This is a genomic window from Enterobacter sp. CC120223-11, assembly GCF_900215375.1.
Taxonomy (GTDB): Bacteria; Pseudomonadota; Gammaproteobacteria; order Enterobacterales; family Enterobacteriaceae; genus Scandinavium.
This window is the reverse complement of the sequence record NZ_OBEF01000014.1, coordinates 44,109-62,210: the sequence shown is the minus strand read 5'-3', so window position 1 is coordinate 62,210 and position 18,102 is coordinate 44,109. Positions and strand designations below refer to the sequence as shown.

Below are 18,102 nucleotides of genomic sequence, written 5' to 3'. Positions count from 1 at the left end.
ATTAAGGGACACACATGTTAAGCATTAAAGATTTGCAGGTTGCGGTAGAAGACAAAGAGATCCTGCGCGGGCTGAACCTTGAAGTTCGCCCGGGTGAAGTGCACGCCATTATGGGGCCGAACGGCTCCGGGAAAAGTACGCTTTCCGCAACGCTCGCCGGGCGTGAAGATTACGAAGTCACCGGCGGTTCTGTGGAATTTAAAGGTAAAGACCTGCTGGAGCTGGCACCAGAAGACCGGGCCGGAGAAGGCATTTTTATGGCTTTTCAGTATCCGGTCGAAATTCCCGGCGTCAGCAATCAGTTTTTCCTGCAAACGGCACTCAACGCCGTGCGCGGGTACCGCGGCGAGGAAACCCTCGACCGCTTTGATTTTCAGGACCTGATGGAAGAGAAAATCAAACTGCTGAAGATGCCGGAAGACCTGCTCACCCGTTCCGTGAACGTCGGCTTCTCCGGCGGGGAGAAGAAGCGCAACGACATTCTGCAAATGGCGGTTCTGGAACCTGAGCTGTGCATTCTTGATGAGTCGGATTCCGGGCTCGACATCGACGCCCTGAAAATTGTTTCCGACGGCGTGAACGCGCTGCGGGATGGCAAAAGGGCGTTCATCATCGTCACGCACTACCAGCGCATCCTGGATTACATCAAACCCGATTTCGTTCACGTGCTGTATCAGGGGCGAATTGTGAAGTCCGGCGATTTTACGCTGGTGAAACAGCTGGAGGAGCAGGGCTATGGCTGGCTTACCGAACAGCAGTAACGCGCTGCAGCAGTGGCATCATCTGTTTGAAGCCCGGGGTGAGGCGCGCACGCCGCATTCGGAACAGCATCTGCAGCAAATGCTGCGGCTTGGCCTGCCCACGCGTAAACACGAGAACTGGAAATACACGCCCCTCGACGGCATGCTGAACAGCCAGTTCGTTAACGCCGAAGCCACAATCAGCGAAGCGCAGCGTGATGCGCTGGCGCTGCCGGTGGCTGCGCTGCGGCTGGTGTTCGTCAACGGACAGTACAGCAAAGCGCTAAGCGACAGCCTGGACGACAGCGGTTTTCACATCGTCGTTGATAACGCACGCGAATCGCTGCCCGCGCCCGTTCAGCCGGAAGTGTTCCTGCACCTTACCGAAAGCCTGGCGCAGACGGTGACGCACATTCAGGTGGCGCGTAATCAGCGCCCGGCAAAACCTCTGCTGCTGATGCATCTGACTCAGGGTACTGCGGGTGAGGAGATGAACACCTCGCACTACCGTCATCACCTGGAGTTGGCGCAGGGTGCAGAGGCGACGATTATTGAGCATTACGTCAGCCTGAATGACGCGCGGCACTTCACAGGCTCGCGCCTGACGATGCATGTGGCGGATAACGCGCATCTGCATCATATCAAGCTCGCGTTTGAGAATGCGGCCAGTTACCACTTTGCTCATAATGATATCCATCTGGGGCAGGACGCGAGCGCCGCCAGCCACAGTTTCCTGCTGGGCGGCGCAGTGCTTCGGCATAACACCAGCACGCAGCTGAACGGTGAGAACACGACGCTTCGCATCAACAGCCTGGCGATGCCGGTGAACACGGAAGTGTGCGACACCCGCACCTGGCTTGAGCACAACAAAGGCTTCTGTAACAGCCGTCAGCTGCACAAAACCATCGTCAGCGACAAGGGCCGCGCGGTGTTCAACGGGCTAATCAACGTGGCGCAGCACGCCATTAAAACCGACGGGCAGATGACCAACAACAATCTGCTGCTCGGGCGACTGGCGGAAGTGGATACCAAACCGCAGCTCGAAATCTATGCCGACGACGTGAAGTGCAGCCACGGCGCAACAATTGGTCGCATAGATGACGAACAGCTGTTTTATCTGCGCTCGCGCGGGATTTCGCAACAAGCCGCGCAGCAGATGATTATCTACGCGTTTGCCGCAGAGCTGACGGAAGCCATCGAGGATGAGATCCTCAGGCACGAAATCCTGGCCCGCATCGGCCAGCGTTTACCGGGAGGCGGCGTATGACATTTTCAATCGAACGGGTGCGCGCAGATTTTCCATTGCTTGCTCGTGAGATCAACGGTCAGCCGCTGGCCTACCTCGACAGCGCCGCCAGCGCGCAAAAACCGAATGCGGTGATAGACGCCGAAGCGGAGTTTTATCGTCACGGCTATGCGGCGGTGCATCGCGGGATCCACACCCTGAGCGCTGAAGCGACGGCGCGAATGGAGCAGGTGCGCCAGCAGGCGGCCACTTTCCTTCATGCCCGTTCTGCGGAAGAGTTGGTGTTCGTGCGCGGGACCACCGAAGGCATCAACCTGGTGGCCAACAGCTGGGGCGGCAGTAACGTCGGCGCGGGCGATAACATCGTCATCAGCCAGATGGAGCACCACGCTAATATTGTGCCCTGGCAAATGCTATGTGCGCGTACCGGAGCCGAACTGCGGGTGATCCCGCTGAATCCGGATGGCACATTGCAGCTCGACGCAGCGCCGGGCCTGTTTGATGCGCGGACGAAGCTGCTCGCAATAACTCAGGTGTCCAACGTTCTGGGCACGGAAAACCCGATCCAGGCGTTAATTGAACTAGCCCATCAGCACGGCGCGAAGGTGCTGGTGGACGGCGCACAGGCGGTGATGCATCACGCCGTGGACGTGCAGGCGCTGGACTGCGATTTTTACGTCTTCTCGGCGCACAAGCTGTATGGCCCGACGGGTATCGGTGTCCTGTATGTCAAAGAAGAAATTTTGCAGGAGATGCCACCGTGGGAAGGTGGCGGCTCGATGATAGCCACCGTCAGCCTGACCGAAGGCACCACCTGGGCCAAAGCGCCCTGGCGTTTCGAAGCGGGCACGCCGAACACGGGCGGAATTATTGCGTTAGGTGCGGCGCTGGATTACGTCAGCCAGCTTGGGCTGGACAATATCGCGGACTATGAGCAAACCCTGATGCATTACGCTCTCACGGAGCTGGCAAACGTGCCGGATTTGACGCTTTATGGTCCCGCAAACAGGCTCGGCGTTATCGCGTTCAATCTCGGCAAGCACCATGCCTACGACGTCGGCAGCTTCCTCGATAACTACAGCGTGGCGGTGCGCACCGGGCACCACTGCACAATGCCGCTGATGGCGTTTTACAACGTTCCGGCGATGTGTCGTGCGTCGCTGGCGATGTACAACACCGTTGAAGAGGTGGACCGACTGGTGGCAGGATTAAAACGTATTCACCGCTTACTGGGCTGACAGGGAGGCTCCATGGCCGCATTGCCGGACAAAGAAAAACTGCTGCGCAACTTCACGCGTTGCGCCAACTGGGAAGAAAAGTATCTCTATATTATTGAACTGGGCCAGCGCCTGGCGCCGCTCAGCGACGAAGCGCACAAGCCTGAAAACCTGATTCAGGGCTGCCAGAGTCAGGTCTGGATAGTCATGCAGCGCAACGCGGAAGGGCGCATTGAGCTGCAGGGCGACAGCGATGCCGCTATCGTAAAGGGGCTTATCGCCGTGGTGTTTATCCTTTATCACCAGATGACCGCCCAGGATATTCTTGCCTTTGACGTACGTCCGTGGTTTGAAAAAATGGCGCTCACCCAACACCTCACGCCCTCGCGTTCGCAGGGGCTCGAAGCGATGATCCGCGCAATTCGCGCGCAGGCGCTCAGTTTTAGCTAAACTAAAAATACTGCTTTCATTCTGTTACGCGGGGTGGCGTTGTCGCCCCGTGGGTGGTTCGGCTTTCTGGCGTTCTGTCAGTGACTAAAAGGGAAACTCAGTATGAAACGCGCATCTTTCCTCACGCTTATGCTTTTAGCTGCTCTCGGCACGTCTCAGGCCGCCAGAGCGGTGGAATATACCTTACCGGCCAACGGTAGCCGTCTGGTGGGCCAAAACCAGACCTACACCGTACAGGAGGGGGATAACAGCCTGCAAACCATCGCCCGACGCTTTGACACCGCCGCGATGATCCTGCTGGAAGCTAACAACACCGTCGCGCCGGTGCCACAACCGGGGACGCAAATGCTGATCCCGCTTCAGCTATTGCTGCCGGACGTGCCGCAGGAAGGGATTGTGGTCAACCTTGCGGAGCTGCGGCTTTACTACTTCCCGCCGGATGGCAACACGGTGCAGGTCTATCCGCTAGGCATCGGGCAACTCGGGCTGGAAACGCCGGAGATGACCACCCGCGTCGGCCAGAAAATCCCTAATCCGACATGGACGCCAACCCCAGGCATCCGTCAGCGCTCTCTTGAAAAAGGTATCACGCTGCCGCCGGTGGTCCCTGCTGGGCCGAATAACCCGCTCGGGCGCTTTGCGCTGCGTTTAGCCTACGGCAATGGTGAATACCTGATCCACGGCACTAACGCGCAGAATAGCGTTGGGCTGCGGGTGAGTTCAGGCTGCATGCGGATGTTTACCGACGACATCAAAGCGCTGTTCGCGCAGGTTCGCGTGGGTACGCCGGTGCGGGTGATCAATCAGCCGGTCAAATTCTCCGTCGAGCCTAACGGAATGCGTTATATGGAAGTGCATCGCCCGATGACGCAAAACGAAGTCCAGAATCCGCAGACCATTGCTTATGTGCTGCCGGAAGGCTATGCGCAGTTTGCTGCGGATAAAGGCACTGATAAAATGATGGCGGATAAAGCGATGCATCGGCGTATGGGGGTACCGGTAGCGGTATCGGCCGGGGCGACGCCTGCTGTGAGCGGGGTGACGCCGGTGCAGTCTGCGCTGAACGGTGCGCCATCATCGGCGACGGAAACGCAGGTAACGCAATAGGGAAGAGTGAAGCGGGGCAGGGAATCAGAGATAAAAAAAATGGCGCACAGAGTGCGCCATTTTTACAACACAGCTACAAATACTATTACTTACGGTATTTGGTAGCAGCGTTGTCCAGGCGCTGGTTAGCGCGTGCTGCGTCGTCTTTAGCAGCCTGAACGTCGGAACGCATTGCGTTCACGTCGTTGCTCAGCTGGTCAACTTTAGCGTTCAGAGTCTGAACGTCAGAAGACAGCTGATCGATTTTAGCATTGCTGGAGCAACCTGCCAGCAGAGTAGAACCCAGGATTACCGCGCCCAGTACCAGTTTAGTACGATTCATTATTAATACCCTCTAGATTGAGTTAATCTCCATGTAGCGTTACAAGTATTACACAAAGTTTTTTAGGTTGAGAATATTTTTTTATGAGAAGACGCTTATTTTTGATCGTTCGCTCAAAGAAGCATCGAAAGCGAGGCGGGTGAACAAAAAATGCTGTGAAAACAGCGCAGTTTAATCGGATTCATCTTAAATAATCACAAATTAAATAGTGCATTCCTATTTGCTTTTTATTGCGATGGGAGCCTGGCAGGAATAAAAAAAGCGCCGCGAGGGCGCTTTTTTAACATTTAATGACGTCGAGCGTAATAATTACAGGACGTGAACAGATGCGGTGTTGGTGGTGCCGCTTGGTACCAGTGCACCAGAAACCATCACAACCACGTCGCCTTTCTGCGCCAGACCGCTCTGCAGAGCAACTTCTTTGCCCAGACGGTAGAAATCATCGGTAGAGGAGATCTCTTTCACCAGCTGCGCGTTAACGCCTTTAGACAGCACCAGCTGACGGGCGGTCAGTTCGTTGGTGGTCAGCGCCAGAATGGTTGCGTCCGGGAAGTATTTGCGGATAGCGCGAGCAGATTTACCGCCCTGGGTTGCCACGACGATCAGTGGAGCTTCCAGCTTCTCAGCAGTTTCTACCGCACCACGGCATACCGCTTCGGTGATGCGCAGCTTGCGGCTGTCGTTGTTGAAGTCCAGACGGCTGGTCATCACACGGTCGGTACGCTCACAGATGGTTGCCATTATGGTGACGGCTTCCAGCGGGTATTTACCTTTTGCGGATTCGCCGGACAGCATCACTGCATCAGTACCGTCGAGGATGGCGTTCGCCACGTCGCCTGCTTCTGCGCGGGTTGGACGTGGGTTCTTGATCATAGAATCCAGCATCTGGGTCGCGGTGATAACCACTTTGCGAGCGCGGACGCATTTTTCGATGATCATTTTCTGCGCGAAGATAACTTCTTCAACCGGGATCTCAACGCCCATATCACCACGAGCAACCATGATGCCGTCAGACGCTTCGAGGATTTCGTCGAAGTTGTTCAGGCCTTCCTGGTTTTCGATTTTGGAGATGATCTGGATGTTTTCGCCGCCGTGGGCTTTCAGGTGCTCACGGATTTCCAGCACGTCGGAACGCTTACGGATAAAGGATGCCGCAACGAAATCAACGCCTTGCTCGCAGCCGAAGATCAGATCCTGCTTGTCTTTCTCAGCCAGGGCTGGCAGCGCGATAGAAACGCCCGGCAGGTTAACGCCTTTGTTTTCGCCCAGGTCGCCGTTGTTCAGCACTTTACAGATAACTTTGTTGCCTTCGATGGCGGTCACTTCCATGCCGATCAGGCCGTCGTCAACCAGAATGGTGTTGCCGACTTTCAGATCGCTGGTGAAGCCTTCGTAGGTCACAGCGACGGTTTCGCTGTTGCCGACAACGGTTTTGTCGGTGGTGAAGGTGAAGGTCTGGCCTGCTTTCAGGGAAACGTCATTGCCGCCTTCCAGCTTAATGGTACGGATTTCCGGACCTTTGGTATCCAGCAGGATAGCCGCTTTCTTACCGGTTTTACTCATCACGTTGCGCAGGTTCTGGATGCGCTGACCGTGTTCAGCATAGTCACCGTGAGAGAAGTTCAGACGCATAACGTTCATGCCTGCGTCCAGCATTTTGGTCAGCATCTCTTCGGATTCGGTTTTTGGACCGATGGTGCAAACAATTTTGGTCTTTTTCATGACAGTCTTAGTCTTTAAGTTGAGAAGGATTAGGGAATCTGTGTCCGTGGGCGCACTGCCACGACGTAAAGCCTGTATTACGAAAATTGCTATGCCACGAGATAAGGATAGGTGACATCAAATAAGCGTGCAGAGGAAAGTGAGCCTGGTTTACAGCTACGTGGGAAGGATGACATTTTGGGTTGTTTTTTATGCAGTCCAATGCGCTGAAACCATTCAAGAAAGAATCGGGGCGTATTATACGAGGTTACGGGTAAAAAGGAAAATGAAAACGCCGTTTCAGAACAAGACGATAGCGCTTAACAAAATCCCTACGCTTTGATCTTTTCGCTTTAACACAATGGCGGGGAAGCATCCCGGAGCAATTCAGGCTATTATCCATAATGAATTGAAAATGAATGAGTTAGCAGGAGCCAGTGATGGGCAATCAAAGTAAAGATGAAGCGCTGTATCAGGAAATGTGCCGTGTGGTCGGGAAAGTGGTGCTCGAAATGCGCGATCTCGGGCAGGAGCCAAAGCATATTGTGATCGCGGGCGTGCTGCGTGCGTCGCTGGCTAATCAGAAAATTAAACGTACTGAACTTACCCGCGAGGCGATGGAACGTGTCGTTACCGCACTGGCGGGGCAGTGATCTCAGGCAATCACAAAGCGCAGCACCGCTTTGATGGCGATGTCGCTGTGGTGCGCCACCAGTTCAGGGTCGTCGATTTCCGGCAGCGGCCCTTCAAGGTAAAGGCTATTAAAGGTGTAGAAATTCGACACCTGATAAAAGCTGAAGCTGCTGATTAAACGGTGCACGTCGCGAGCCTCCACGCCTTGCTGGAAAATCGCGGCCTGCTGCCCACGCTGCAGAATATTCTCCAGAATCGACAGGGCGCTTTTATTGAGGGGTTTTAGCAGACCCGAAGCGTTCAGCCACTTTCCGCGCTGCATGTTCTCCATACAAATGATCCGCATGAAATCGGCGTGGGTGGCGTGATACTTCACGCTCCATTTCACCAACTGCACCAGCGCCTCTACCGGCGGTAAATTTTCCAGCCCCAGCTGCTGTTCATTCTCGCGAATGCGGGCATACACGTGTTCCAGCACGGCCTGATAAAGCTGCTCTTTGGTTTTAAAATAGTAAACCACCATCCGCTTGGTAGTCTGTGCCTCACTGGCTATCTGCTCCATTCTCGCGCCAGCAAGGCCGTGTTCGGCAAACACGGCAATGGCGGCAGCAAAAATCTTCTCTTTCAGGCTCTGGGCTTCATCGTGAACCACAACGGACATAACCACTCCAGCTTTTTGGTGAGAACAAAAAATACACACAACGATCACAAATTAGCAACGAAATATGGCGTGCATGAACCAAATGATTCATATTCAGTTTCCCCACTGGCTCATGACAGGTGAAACCATGCTGCACTCCATCGCAACCGTCTCGATATCAGGCACGCTACCCGAAAAACTGAGCGCCATAGCGGATGCAGGCTATCAGGGTGTTGAAATATTTGAAAATGATCTGCTCTATTATACCGGGTCGCCAGCGGATGTCAGACAAATGGCCGCCGATCTTGGGCTACAGATAACGCTTTTTCAGCCCTTTCGCGATTTTGAAGGCGCAAGCCGTCCACAGTTCCTCGCTAACCTGGAGCGGGCGAGGCGCAAGTTTGAGCTGATGCATCAGCTTGGCTGCGACACATTGCTGCTGTGCAGCAGCGTCGCAGCGGATACCAGCCCCGATATTGACCTGCAAATTAGCGATCTGCGCGCCCTGGCAGAGCTTGCTCAGCGTGAAGGGATCCGCGTCGGCTATGAGGCTCTTGCCTGGGGGACCCATGTCAATCACTGGCATCAGGCCTGGCAGCGGGTAAAGGCGGTAGACAGCCCGGCAATGGGCATCGTTCTCGACAGTTTTCATGTGCTGGCGTTGGGCGATAACTTGTCCAGACTGGATGAGGTACCGGTCGATAAAATCACCTTCCTGCAGCTGGCCGATGCCCCCTTGATGAAAATGGACGTGCTGGAATGGAGCCGACATTTCCGCTGTTTCCCGGGGCAGGGAGAGCTGCCGGTGGTCGAGTTTGCGCGAGACTTAACCCGTCGTGGCTATCGCGGCCCCTGGTCACTGGAAGTGTTCAATGATGGTTTCCGCGCATCACCCAATGGTGCGACCGCCAAAGACGGCTATCGCTCGTTGTTGTGGCTGGAAGAACAAACCCGTCAGCAACTCCCGCAGACAGACGCCGACCTGGCCACCTTCGCTGCGCTTCCCCATTATCACGGCCCGGAGTTTATCGAATTCGCCGCCAGCCCCTCGGATGCCAAAAAGCTTGGCGTGAGCCTCAGTCACCTGGGTTTTAGCTCTCTGGGGCCACACCGCAGTAAAAAAGTCAGCCTGTGGCAAAACGGCGGTGCCCGCGTGATAGTCAATCATCAGCCGCACAGCTGGGCCGATCACTTCTGGCAGCGTCATGGTGTTTCTCTGTGTGCTATGGCGCTGCGCGTCAGCAACAGTGCGTCAATCATCGCGCGAGCGAAAGCCTACGGATATGCCACGTGGCAGGGCGAGGCGGGGCCGAATGAAAGCTCTATTCCGGCGGTATGCGCGCCAGACGGAAGCCTGATCTATCTGGTTGAAGAAGGCGATGATATCTACGCCCGTGATTTCGACCTGGCTGATTCGCCATCTGAGACAGGCTTGCTCGGGATAGATCACCTGGCGTTGGGCATGGAAACAGACAGCCGGGACAACTGGGTCATGTTCCTGCGTACCGTTTTTGGTTTCATCCCCGAACGAGAGCAAACGATGCCCGACCCGTACGGGCTGGTGCGTAGCCTCGCCATGTGCAGCCCGCAGGGCAATATCCGCCTGGCGCTTAATATCTCGCAAAGTCGTGGGACGCAAATTGCCCGTTCTGTCGCCTGTTATCAGGGAACCGGGCTTCAGCATGCGGCTTTTGCCTGTGCGGATTTACCCGCAGCGCTGAATACATTGCCTGAGGGACTGCGCACGGCATTACCCATTCCCGACAACTATTACGAGGATTTACGTGCCCGGTTTGCCGACGATGAGCTGACCGACGTCCTGCAACGCCAGCAGATTCTGTATGACCGTGACGCGAGCGGCGGCGAGTTTTTGCATCTTTACACCCGGCCGTTCAGCAGTGGACGCTTTTTCTTTGAGTTAACCGAACGCCGTAACGGCTATGCGCAGTACGGCGCGGTGAATGCCGCCGTAAGGCTATCGGCAATGCAGTACAGTGAGTAAACCAGACTGAACCAAAAGGTTCGACTGTGATGTGATAACAACAACAATCATCTGCACCCTACAAAACAGACAGGATATATTATGAGCACTTACAGCCATGAAAACGCTGTGGCCGCTGAGGCCGTCACTGTCGTGCGCCGTTCGCGGCGCCGAATAGGTATTCTGGCCCTGCTGGCCGTGGGCACTATGATCAACTACCTCGATCGCACGGTGCTGGGTATCGCTGCCCCTGAACTGACGCAGGAGCTGGGTATTAATGCCGCGATCATGGGCGTGGTTTTCTCTGCCTTCGCCTGGACCTATGCGCTGGCACAAATTCCCGGCGGGCTGTTCCTCGATCGCTTTGGCAATAAAATCACCTATTTTCTCTCGCTGACGCTGTGGTCGCTGTTCACGTTATTCCATGGCCTGGCCGTCGGGATAAAAACCCTCCTGTTATGCCGTTTTGGGCTCGGAGTCAGTGAAGCGCCCTGTTTTCCGGTTAACAGCCGGGTCGTCAGCGCCTGGTTCCCCCAACAGGAGAGGGCGAAAGCCACCGCGGTCTACACCGTCGGCGAATACCTTGGTCTGGCATGTTTCTCTCCGTTGCTGTTCTGGATTATGGGCAGCTTCGGCTGGCGCGCGCTGTTTATCAGCGTCGGTGTCGTGGGGCTGCTATTTGCCATTGCCTGGTGGCGGCTGTACCGCGAACCACAGGACGACACACGACTGAGTCAGCAGGAACATGATTACATCGCAGCCGGGGGAGGGATCCACACTTCGAACGCGCAGAAAACGGCGTTCAGCTGGCCGCTGGTGCGCCAGTTGCTGAGCAAACGGCAGATTGTGGGGGCGAGTATTGGGCAATTTGCGGGTAACACCGTGCTGGTCTTTTTCCTGACCTGGTTCCCGACCTGGCTTGCCACCGAGCGCCATATGCCGTGGCTGAAGGTGGGCTTTTTCGCCATTCTGCCGTTCCTGGCGGCGGCGGGCGGGGTCATGTTCGGTGGCTGGGTGTCTGACAAGCTGCTGAAGGCCACCGGTTCGGCGAATCTTGGCCGTAAGCTACCTATTATCGTGGGCCTGCTGATGGCAAGCTGCATTATCAGCGCAAACTGGCTGCACAGTGATACCGCCGTCATTCTGGTGATGTCATTCGCCTTTTTCGGCCAGGGGATGGTCGGCCTCGGCTGGACGTTGATTTCCGACATGGCGCCTCGCGGACTGGGTGGCCTCACCGCCGGACTTTTCAACTTCTGCGCCAATCTGGCGGGGATCCTCACGCCGCTGGTCATCGGATTTATCGTCGCCGCGTTCGGTAATTTCTTCTATGCCCTGATTTACATCGGCAGCGCCGCGCTGCTTGGCGTGGTGGCCTATGTCTTCATTCTGGGCGATGTGAAACGCATTGAGCTTACCGATGAGCAGGGATAAGGAACGGCCATGAAAATTTCGGGAAACACACGCCTGATTGCGCACCTGGGCTGGCCAACGGAAAATTTTAAGGCGCCGATGATTTACAACCCGTGGTTCGCCGCGCAAAACGTCGATGTGAAAGTGGTGCCGATGGGGGTCCGCCCGCAGGCCTACGCCACCTTTGTACCAGCCCTGTTTGAGATGACAAATCTTGTCGGGGCGCTGGTCACCATGCCCCATAAGGTCGTGACCGCCGGTTTAGTGCAGCAGCTCAGCCCCACGGCAGCAATTGCCGGGGCCTGTAACGCCATTCGCCGTGAGACTGATGGCTCGCTGACGGGCGATATGTTCGACGGCGACGGTTTTGTGCAGGGCATACTGCGCAAAGGGTTTGTGCCTGAAAATGCGCGGGCACTGGTGGTGGGGTGCGGCGGTGTCGGGTCGGCTATTGCCGCGTCGCTGGCGGCGGCTGGCGTGCCAGCGCTGACGCTGTTTGATATGCAAGAATCCTCCGCCCAGGCGTTAGCGATGCGCTTACGCCGTCATTATCCCACGCTGGAAGTCACGCTGATGCAAAACGATCCTCAGGGCCATACGCTGGTGGTGAATGCCACGCCAATGGGGATGTCGCCTGGCGATCCGCTGCCGCTGGACGTCGGGCGACTGACGCCGGGCACGTTTGTAGGTGAGGTGGTGATGAGCCAGACCTGGACACCTTTTTTGCAGGCGGCGATGGCGCGTGACTGCCAGGTGCAGCGGGGCACCGACATGTTGTTCGAAATGATCCCCGCCTATCTGCGCTTCTTCGGATTGCCCGTCGCGACGCCGGAGCAGCTGCGTCAACGAGCTGAGATCGGTACATAGACGGATTGCGCTGGAGTTTCGCCCGAGCCCGGTTAATATGCTTTTTTCAATCGTGTTAGGGGGTTATCCAGATGGACACGGCGATTCATGTTCTCGCGGCAGGCAGCCTGAAGCGGGCTTTTATTCCTTTGTGTCAGCAGTTCAGCGCCGAAACCGGCACTGTCGTCACTGTGGATTTTGGCCCTGCCGGCCTGCTTCGGGAACGCATTGAGTCTGGAGAGCGCTGCGACCTGTTTGCATCGGCGAACACGCAGCATCCGCAAACGCTGCTGAACAGCGGACGTGCGCAAAAGATAGAGACGTTCGCCTTTAACCGTCTGAATCTGACAGCCCGCAGAACCGCGTCAACCGAAAACGCCGACTGGCTTGCGCTGTTGGCGAACCCGGCGCTACGGCTGGGAACCTCCACGCCGGGCTGCGATCCATCCGGGGATTACACCTGGGAATTGTTCACACGAATTGAGGCGCTGCATCCTGCAATGGCGCTCAAAGCCAGAGCGAAGATGCTGGTGGGCGGTCGGGAATCGTTGACCGTTCCGGCAGGTGAAATTGCCAGCGTCTGGCTGATTCGTCAGGATCTTACCGATTTGTTTATCGGCTACGCACACTATGCGCAGGCGCTGGAAAACACTGACGATCTGCGGATACTCGCGATACCGGATGAATACCAGACGCGCTGTGAGTATCAGCTGGCGCTGATAAACGCAGACGCAGAACCCCTGACGCAGTTCATCACCGGCGCCCGGGGGCAAATATTCTTGCGCGACGCCGGTTTTTTAACCCTCGAAGGTAAATAAAGGCACCGCGACCTGGCGCGGATAATCCTCCAGCGTCAAAGTGCGAACCGGCACGCCGTAGGCGTGATGCAGATGCTGTTCCGTCACGATTTCCGCCGTTTCTCCGGCCAGCCATTTTCCGTCGGGCAACAGCAGCAGCGTATGGCTGGCGACCTGCAACGCATGCGTCGGGTCGTGAGTGGTGAACAGCACGCTGCGCTGCTGGCGATGGGCCAGATGGCTGATGAGCTGCAACACCACCTGCTGATTCCCCAGATCGAGCGCAGAGCAGGGCTCATCCAGCAAAATATTCTGACTGCCGCTGACCAGCGCGCGGGCGATCATCACCAGTTGCTGCTGGCCGCCGGAGAGCGTGCCAAAGACCTTTCCCGCAAGCGAGCTGATAGTAAGCTGCGCCAGCGCCTGGGCAACTTGGCGCTTATCTTCTGCCGTGGGCTGAGAAAAGAGCCCAACGTGGCGGGCGCGGCCCATCAGTACCACTTCCTGGACCTGCCAGGCGAAGGCCGGATGGAATGACTGAGGGACGACGCTCACGCCGCCCTCCACGGCAAATGTGCCGCTGAGTGCCGGTAAAACCCCGGAAAGCGTATCCAGCAAGGTGCTTTTTCCCCGCCCGTTGGCACCGAGGATGGCCCAGATATCGCCAGGCCGACAGGTGAAACTCAGTGGCTCGAAAAGTGGGCTGTCATGCCCGTACAGCAGGTCACTGACGGATAAAGAGGCGGCAGTCATCGCGCACTCCTGCGATTGCTGTAGATCAGCAAAAAGGTGAACAGCGGCGCGCCAAACAGCGCGGTGATAATGCCGATAGGGATTTCCGCGGCGGTCAACGTGCGGGCTAAATCGTCCACCGCAATCATAAACGCGCCGCCGAGCCAGAAGGCTGTGGGCAGCAGACGGCGATGATCGGCCCCCACCAGTAATCGCGCGAGATGCGGAATGACCAGCCCGGTCCAGGCAATGCTGCCGCTGACCGAAACCTGCGCGGCAACCAGCAGCGCGCAGCAAACCAGAACTCCCCGACGTAACGGCCTAACCGGCACGCCAAGCGCGCGAGCTTCTTTTTCATCGAGCGACAGCAGATTGATGCGCCAGCGCAGGGCGAACAGCACCGCTCCTGCCAGCAGCACGGGCAGGGCAATCAGCGTGACCTTATGCCAGCTGGCGGTAGCAAAACTGCCGAGCAGCCAGAAGACGATATTGGGCAGCACCTCTTCGGTATCGGCCATGTACTGCATCAGGCTCACCAGCGCGGCGAAAAAGCCGCTGAGAATAATGCCCGAGAGGATCAGCACCAGCGTACTTTCGCGGCCCTGAAGCGTCGCAATCAGATACACCAGCCCGAGCGCCATCAGGCCAAAGCCGAAGGTGGATCCCATCATCAACAGCGGGCTCAGCCCCAGCAGGATCGCCAGCGTCCCGCCGAACGCCGCGCCGGAGGTCACGCCGATAATGTGCGGATCGACCAGCGGGTTGCGGAACACGCCCTGCAAAGTGGCACCGCTCAGGCCCAGCGCGCCACCGCATAAAAAAGCCATCAGCACGCGCGGCAGGCGCACAGACCAGACAACCTGGGCGGCGATATCCTGCTGCGCTTCCGGAGAAACCAGCCGCGCGAGTACGTCGCTGAGCGGCAGGTGGTACTGGCCCAGGCAAAGTGAAATCAGCGCCAGCAGCAGCGAAAAGGCGATCAGACTTGACTGCAAAAGGCGGAAGCGGGTCTCACTGAGCATCCGCTTTCCAGCTCACGCGGTAAAAGCGCTGGTAGTAATCCTGCGCCTGAGCATCCACGTCGACGGTTTTGTAGCGCTCCGGGTAAAGCTTTTTCGCCATCCACAGTTCGCCGATCGCCAGCGCTTCCGGCATCGGATAGCCCCAGGCCTTAGCGTATTCCGGCATCAGCCAGACGCGATGGTGCTTCACCGCATCAATGGCCTGCCACTGCGGATCGTTTTCAATCTGTTTCACCACCTGCGGATAGCGATCCTGCACGAAAATCACCTCCGGGTTCCACTGCAAAACCTGCTCCAGCGAAACCTGGCGCGCGCCTTTCACCGTGGCAGCCGCAACGTTCAACGCCCCGGCGTGCTCCATCATCAGGCCGGTGTATTTCCCTGACCCGTAGGTGTTGAGGTCCGGGTTCGCCATATAGACACGCACTTTTTTGTCCTGCGGAATATCGGCCACCGGGGCATTGGCTTTCGCTCTTGCGGCAAAGGTGTAGTCGATAAGCGCCTCCGCTTCTTTCGGCCGTTCCACCACCTCACCAATCAGGCGAATGCCCTGTTTTAAGCCGTCGTTGTAGGCCTGCTCCTCATTCGCCATCGTTGGGTTCATTTTGTTCTTTTCCCCGGCGGCGTCTTCACGCAGGGAAATAGCGACCACCGGAATACCGGCATTCTGGATCTGCTGAATCATTTCTGCCGGGGCGTAGTTCGCCACAAACACCACCTGCGGATGCAGCGCCAGCAGGCTTTCGACGTTGGCTGACGTCAGGTCGCCAGGCATCGGCATGGTGCTAATCTTCGGCATGAAGCGGGCAAACTGCGGGCCGAGCTGCTTTTTCCAGCTGCTCAGCACGCCGACGACGTCATCCTGAGCATTGAGCTGCACCAGCAGGTTCAGCGTCTGGTGCTGCAACACCACCACGCGATTGACATGATCGGGCAGCGTGACCTGGCGACCCAGCTGGTCGGTAATGGTGCGGTCGGCGTGTGCCGCATTGACGGTGAAAAGTGCGCCAAGGGCAAGGGCAGTGCAAACAGAAAGGCGATGTAGTCTGGACATGAATGTGCTCTGAGAAGGGGAATAATCGCTGTGTATTAAATTATATAGCGATGCGGAGTGCAAACCTTTCGGGCCGTTTACCCCTTCTGGATCAACAGAACGTGGCGATGAGCTGGGCGCAGCGAGAGCCGCCGCGCCCGGTAAGGCTTAAAAGTCCATTTTGACCGTGAACTGCACTTCACGCGGGTCGCCGATCTGGTTGCCCAGGTTGTTGGTGGCGATGGAGGAGGTGTAGTAGGTCTTATCGAAGAGGTTTTTGACGTTCACCTGCAGCGTGACCGGGTACTGCAATTTCATTTTATAGGCAGCAAACACATCTGCGACTGCATAGCCCGGCAGGTAGTAATCCGCGCCGTTAGTCCCTGAACGCTTGCTCAGCGCGTGGCCGCCCGCGCCCAGGGTCAGGGTGTTGCTCTGCCAGACGTTATGAATGTCATACGTCATAAACAGCGAGCCGGTATGCTTCGGCACGTTCGGCAGCGGTTTTCCTGCGTAGTCCGGGTCGTCGAGCACTTTGGCATCGGTGTAGCCATAGCTTGCGATCACGTTAAGGTTATCCGTCAGCGCACCTGCCACATCCACTTCCAGGCCGCGCGAGCGCACTTTGCCTGCCGTTTTAGCGATAGTTTCATCGCCAACCTGCTCGGTGTAGAGCACGTTTTTCTTGTGAATATCAAACAGCGCGACGTTGGCGGTCAGGCCGGTAAACAGCTCGAATTTTGCCCCTAACTCATATGCCGTCGACTCTTCCGGCGGCAAATCGCCGATGTAGCTGGCAATAGACGACTGCGGCATAAACCCTTGTGCCACGTTGCCAAACAGCGAGAAGGACGGGGTCACTTTGTATACCAGCCCGGCCTTCGGCGTCCATTTTTCATCGGCGCTGTCGGTGTTGACGTTAAACGGTCGGCCCTTGCCCGCATACTGGGTGTAATACTGATAGCGCACCCCGGTGACGGCAATCCAGTTGTCGGTCAGGTACAGCGCGTCCTGCACATAGGCGGAGTAACTTTCCTGACGAATGCGCTGATCGCTGTCGGAAGCGGATACCGTGGTGCATTCGCTGAGCTTGCCGTACTGCGGGTCGTAGATGTTGAAACCTTTGACGTTTTTGCAGCGGATCATGTCGGTCCGCAGCAGATCGTAATAGTCGTACGACACGCCGGTCAGGATCTCATTGTAAAAGCCGCCAATCGCCACGTTGCCCTGAAGATCGGCGCGGGTGGCGTGCATTTTCTGCGTGGAGCCCTGGGTGGCATCGACGCGGCGGGTGAGGTTGCCCGTCGCGGAGTCATAGGCCATCACGCGCGCCTGGTTATCGGTGTATTTGTCCTGGCTGTAGCTGTAGTCAAACCGAGCCGTCCAGGCGCTGTTCAGCCGATATTCTGCGTTCAGCTGCGCGAGGTCGGATTCGCCGTTGGTGATGTTAAACGGCTCATCGAAGCGTTCTTTGCGATCGACATCGACGGCCTGCCCGGTATTGAGATCGAAAATCGTGCCGCGATCGAACGGGACGTGATAATCACGGTGCGAGTAAGTGACGTTGACCGTCGCGTCGTCGCCAAACCAGGTCAGCGAGGGGGCAATAAAGCTGCTGCGGTTGTTGCCGAAGTTCCGCCAGTAATCTTCGTTCTGATACTCACCAATCAGGCGATACGCCAGGCGCGTACCCTCAATCGGCCCGGTAACATCGAGCTGGCCCGTGCCGCCGCCAAAGCTGCTGGATGTGCCCTGAACCGAACCGGAAAACGTCCGCTCCGGGCGCTTAGTGATGACGTTAATCAGCCCGCCCGGGTCGAGAATACCGTACAGCGTCGACGACGGGCCCTTCAGCACTTCTACGCGAGAAGTGGCGGCGTTAAAGCTGCGCGGCAGCACGGTGCGCAGGCCGTTGGTCATGATTGAGCCGTCGCGGTTGGCGCCGAATCCACGGCGGGTGAAGGCATCCTGAGTGCCGCCAAGCGTGTTGGTTTGCACCACGTTGGCGACGTTATACAGCGCTTCATCGAGCGTCGTGACGTGCTGATCTTCAATCACCCGATCGCTGACGGTATTCACCACCTGCGGAATATCAAGCAACGGCATGGAGGTCAGCGTAGCGGTGGATGAACTCAGCGGCTGATAGCCATCCGTGGCGGTGATATCCGCCTGCGCGGTATCGGCCACTACGGTCATCGACTCTTCTTTTTTCTTCTGAGCGG

The 18,102-nt window shown here is 57.0% G+C and carries 17 protein-coding genes; 10 read left to right on the top strand and 7 right to left on the bottom strand.

What is annotated here, in order from left to right; translation table 11 throughout:
- Positions 1-14: 14 nt before the first annotated feature.
- The 5 genes from sufC (at position 15) to CRO87_RS16105 (ending at position 4,760) form a co-directional block, all read left to right on the top strand.
- Positions 15-761 carry a Fe-S cluster assembly ATPase SufC gene (gene sufC, locus CRO87_RS16125; RefSeq protein ID WP_097163953.1) on the top strand — a complete coding sequence of 249 codons (747 nt, stop codon included), beginning with the start codon at positions 15-17 and terminating at the stop codon, positions 759-761.
- Positions 736-2,007 carry a Fe-S cluster assembly protein SufD gene (sufD, locus tag CRO87_RS16120; protein WP_097163952.1) on the top strand — a complete coding sequence of 424 codons (1,272 nt, stop codon included), beginning with the start codon at positions 736-738 and terminating at the stop codon, positions 2,005-2,007. Before sufC ends, sufD begins: the two co-directional genes overlap by 26 nt.
- The gene (sufS, locus tag CRO87_RS16115) at positions 2,004-3,224 is read left to right on the top strand and encodes a cysteine desulfurase SufS (RefSeq protein ID WP_097163951.1); all 1,221 of its coding nucleotides are present in this window, start codon (positions 2,004-2,006) and stop codon (positions 3,222-3,224) included. Before sufD ends, sufS begins: the two co-directional genes overlap by 4 nt.
- A 12-nt stretch (positions 3,225-3,236) precedes the next feature.
- Positions 3,237-3,653: a cysteine desulfuration protein SufE gene (sufE, locus tag CRO87_RS16110; RefSeq protein WP_097163950.1), complete on the top strand. Its 417-nt coding sequence runs from the start codon at positions 3,237-3,239 to the stop codon at positions 3,651-3,653.
- A gap of 102 nt (positions 3,654-3,755) precedes the next feature.
- A complete protein-coding gene (locus CRO87_RS16105) occupies positions 3,756-4,760 on the top strand; it encodes a L,D-transpeptidase family protein (RefSeq protein ID WP_097163949.1) in 1,005 nt (334 codons plus the stop codon).
- 85 nt (positions 4,761-4,845) lie between these two features.
- Here CRO87_RS16105 and lpp read toward each other — a convergent pair whose 3' ends face one another.
- Both lpp and pykF read right to left on the bottom strand, forming a co-directional pair.
- Positions 4,846-5,082: a murein lipoprotein Lpp gene (lpp, locus tag CRO87_RS16100; protein ID WP_003029373.1), complete on the bottom strand. Its 237-nt coding sequence runs from the start codon at positions 5,080-5,082 to the stop codon at positions 4,846-4,848.
- Between the two features lie 309 nt (positions 5,083-5,391).
- A complete protein-coding gene (gene pykF / locus CRO87_RS16095) occupies positions 5,392-6,804 on the bottom strand; it encodes a pyruvate kinase PykF (RefSeq protein ID WP_097163948.1) in 1,413 nt (470 codons plus the stop codon).
- Between the two features lie 419 nt (positions 6,805-7,223).
- Here pykF and fumD point away from each other — a divergent pair, with 419 nt between their 5' ends.
- Complete coding sequence (fumD, locus tag CRO87_RS16090; RefSeq protein WP_097163947.1) at positions 7,224-7,436, top strand: fumarate hydratase FumD; 213 nt, start codon at positions 7,224-7,226, stop codon at positions 7,434-7,436.
- Between the two features lie 2 nt (positions 7,437-7,438).
- On the opposite strand, the gene CRO87_RS16085 is transcribed toward fumD, so the two are convergent.
- Positions 7,439-8,077 (bottom strand): TetR/AcrR family transcriptional regulator, encoded by a 639-nt coding sequence (locus CRO87_RS16085; protein WP_097163946.1) that lies wholly within the window; start codon positions 8,075-8,077, stop codon positions 7,439-7,441.
- 127 nt (positions 8,078-8,204) lie between these two features.
- Between CRO87_RS16085 and CRO87_RS16080 the strand changes: the two genes are divergently transcribed.
- The 4 genes from CRO87_RS16080 to CRO87_RS16065 all read left to right on the top strand — a co-directional run bounded on the left by CRO87_RS16080 (position 8,205) and on the right by CRO87_RS16065 (position 13,114).
- Positions 8,205-10,058: a bifunctional sugar phosphate isomerase/epimerase/4-hydroxyphenylpyruvate dioxygenase family protein gene (locus CRO87_RS16080; RefSeq protein WP_097164012.1), complete on the top strand. Its 1,854-nt coding sequence runs from the start codon at positions 8,205-8,207 to the stop codon at positions 10,056-10,058.
- A gap of 81 nt (positions 10,059-10,139) precedes the next feature.
- Complete coding sequence (locus CRO87_RS16075) at positions 10,140-11,471, top strand: MFS transporter (protein ID WP_097163945.1); 1,332 nt, start codon at positions 10,140-10,142, stop codon at positions 11,469-11,471.
- Positions 11,472-11,480: 9 nt separating this feature from the next.
- The gene (locus CRO87_RS16070) at positions 11,481-12,317 is read left to right on the top strand and encodes a shikimate dehydrogenase (protein WP_097163944.1); all 837 of its coding nucleotides are present in this window, start codon (positions 11,481-11,483) and stop codon (positions 12,315-12,317) included.
- A gap of 71 nt (positions 12,318-12,388) precedes the next feature.
- Positions 12,389-13,114: a substrate-binding domain-containing protein gene (locus tag CRO87_RS16065; protein WP_097163943.1), complete on the top strand. Its 726-nt coding sequence runs from the start codon at positions 12,389-12,391 to the stop codon at positions 13,112-13,114.
- Here the strand turns inward: CRO87_RS16065 and CRO87_RS16060 are convergent.
- The 4 genes from CRO87_RS16060 to CRO87_RS16045 form a co-directional block, all read right to left on the bottom strand.
- Positions 13,094-13,846, bottom strand: a complete 753-nt coding sequence (locus CRO87_RS16060) for an ABC transporter ATP-binding protein (RefSeq protein ID WP_097163942.1) — start codon at positions 13,844-13,846, stop codon at positions 13,094-13,096. The two genes, CRO87_RS16065 and CRO87_RS16060, sit on opposite strands and share 21 nt — an antisense overlap.
- Positions 13,843-14,847 (bottom strand): iron ABC transporter permease, encoded by a 1,005-nt coding sequence (locus tag CRO87_RS16055; protein ID WP_097163941.1) that lies wholly within the window; start codon positions 14,845-14,847, stop codon positions 13,843-13,845. Before CRO87_RS16055 ends, CRO87_RS16060 begins: the two co-directional genes overlap by 4 nt.
- Complete coding sequence (locus CRO87_RS16050; RefSeq protein WP_097163940.1) at positions 14,837-15,901, bottom strand: ABC transporter substrate-binding protein; 1,065 nt, start codon at positions 15,899-15,901, stop codon at positions 14,837-14,839. The genes CRO87_RS16055 and CRO87_RS16050 overlap by 11 nt, the downstream gene beginning before the upstream one ends.
- A gap of 147 nt (positions 15,902-16,048) precedes the next feature.
- Positions 16,049-18,076: a TonB-dependent siderophore receptor gene (locus CRO87_RS16045; protein ID WP_255252517.1), complete on the bottom strand. Its 2,028-nt coding sequence runs from the start codon at positions 18,074-18,076 to the stop codon at positions 16,049-16,051.
- Positions 18,077-18,102 lie beyond the last annotated feature (26 nt).

Bases quoted from the DNA above. Each gene is read 5' to 3' on its own strand.
- CRO87_RS16055 (WP_097163941.1), bottom strand. From the start codon at position 14,847: ATGCTCAGTGAGACCCGCTTCCGCCTTTTGCAGTCAAGTCTGATCGCC.
- CRO87_RS16105 (WP_097163949.1), top strand. From the start codon at position 3,756: ATGAAACGCGCATCTTTCCTCACGCTTATGCTTTTAGCTGCTCTCGGC.
- sufS (WP_097163951.1), top strand. From the start codon at position 2,004: ATGACATTTTCAATCGAACGGGTGCGCGCAGATTTTCCATTGCTTGCT.
- lpp (WP_003029373.1), bottom strand. From the start codon at position 5,082: ATGAATCGTACTAAACTGGTACTGGGCGCGGTAATCCTGGGTTCTACT.
- sufC (WP_097163953.1), top strand. From the start codon at position 15: ATGTTAAGCATTAAAGATTTGCAGGTTGCGGTAGAAGACAAAGAGATC.
- CRO87_RS16085 (WP_097163946.1), bottom strand. From the start codon at position 8,077: ATGTCCGTTGTGGTTCACGATGAAGCCCAGAGCCTGAAAGAGAAGATT.
- sufE (WP_097163950.1), top strand. From the start codon at position 3,237: ATGGCCGCATTGCCGGACAAAGAAAAACTGCTGCGCAACTTCACGCGT.
- CRO87_RS16050 (WP_097163940.1), bottom strand. From the start codon at position 15,901: ATGTCCAGACTACATCGCCTTTCTGTTTGCACTGCCCTTGCCCTTGGC.
- CRO87_RS16075 (WP_097163945.1), top strand. From the start codon at position 10,140: ATGAGCACTTACAGCCATGAAAACGCTGTGGCCGCTGAGGCCGTCACT.
- CRO87_RS16080 (WP_097164012.1), top strand. From the start codon at position 8,205: ATGCTGCACTCCATCGCAACCGTCTCGATATCAGGCACGCTACCCGAA.
- fumD (WP_097163947.1), top strand. From the start codon at position 7,224: ATGGGCAATCAAAGTAAAGATGAAGCGCTGTATCAGGAAATGTGCCGT.
- CRO87_RS16065 (WP_097163943.1), top strand. From the start codon at position 12,389: ATGGACACGGCGATTCATGTTCTCGCGGCAGGCAGCCTGAAGCGGGCT.
- CRO87_RS16070 (WP_097163944.1), top strand. From the start codon at position 11,481: ATGAAAATTTCGGGAAACACACGCCTGATTGCGCACCTGGGCTGGCCA.
- CRO87_RS16045 (WP_255252517.1), bottom strand. From the start codon at position 18,076: ATGACCGTAGTGGCCGATACCGCGCAGGCGGATATCACCGCCACGGAT.
- CRO87_RS16060 (WP_097163942.1), bottom strand. From the start codon at position 13,846: ATGACTGCCGCCTCTTTATCCGTCAGTGACCTGCTGTACGGGCATGAC.
- pykF (WP_097163948.1), bottom strand. From the start codon at position 6,804: ATGAAAAAGACCAAAATTGTTTGCACCATCGGTCCAAAAACCGAATCC.
- sufD (WP_097163952.1), top strand. From the start codon at position 736: ATGGCTGGCTTACCGAACAGCAGTAACGCGCTGCAGCAGTGGCATCAT.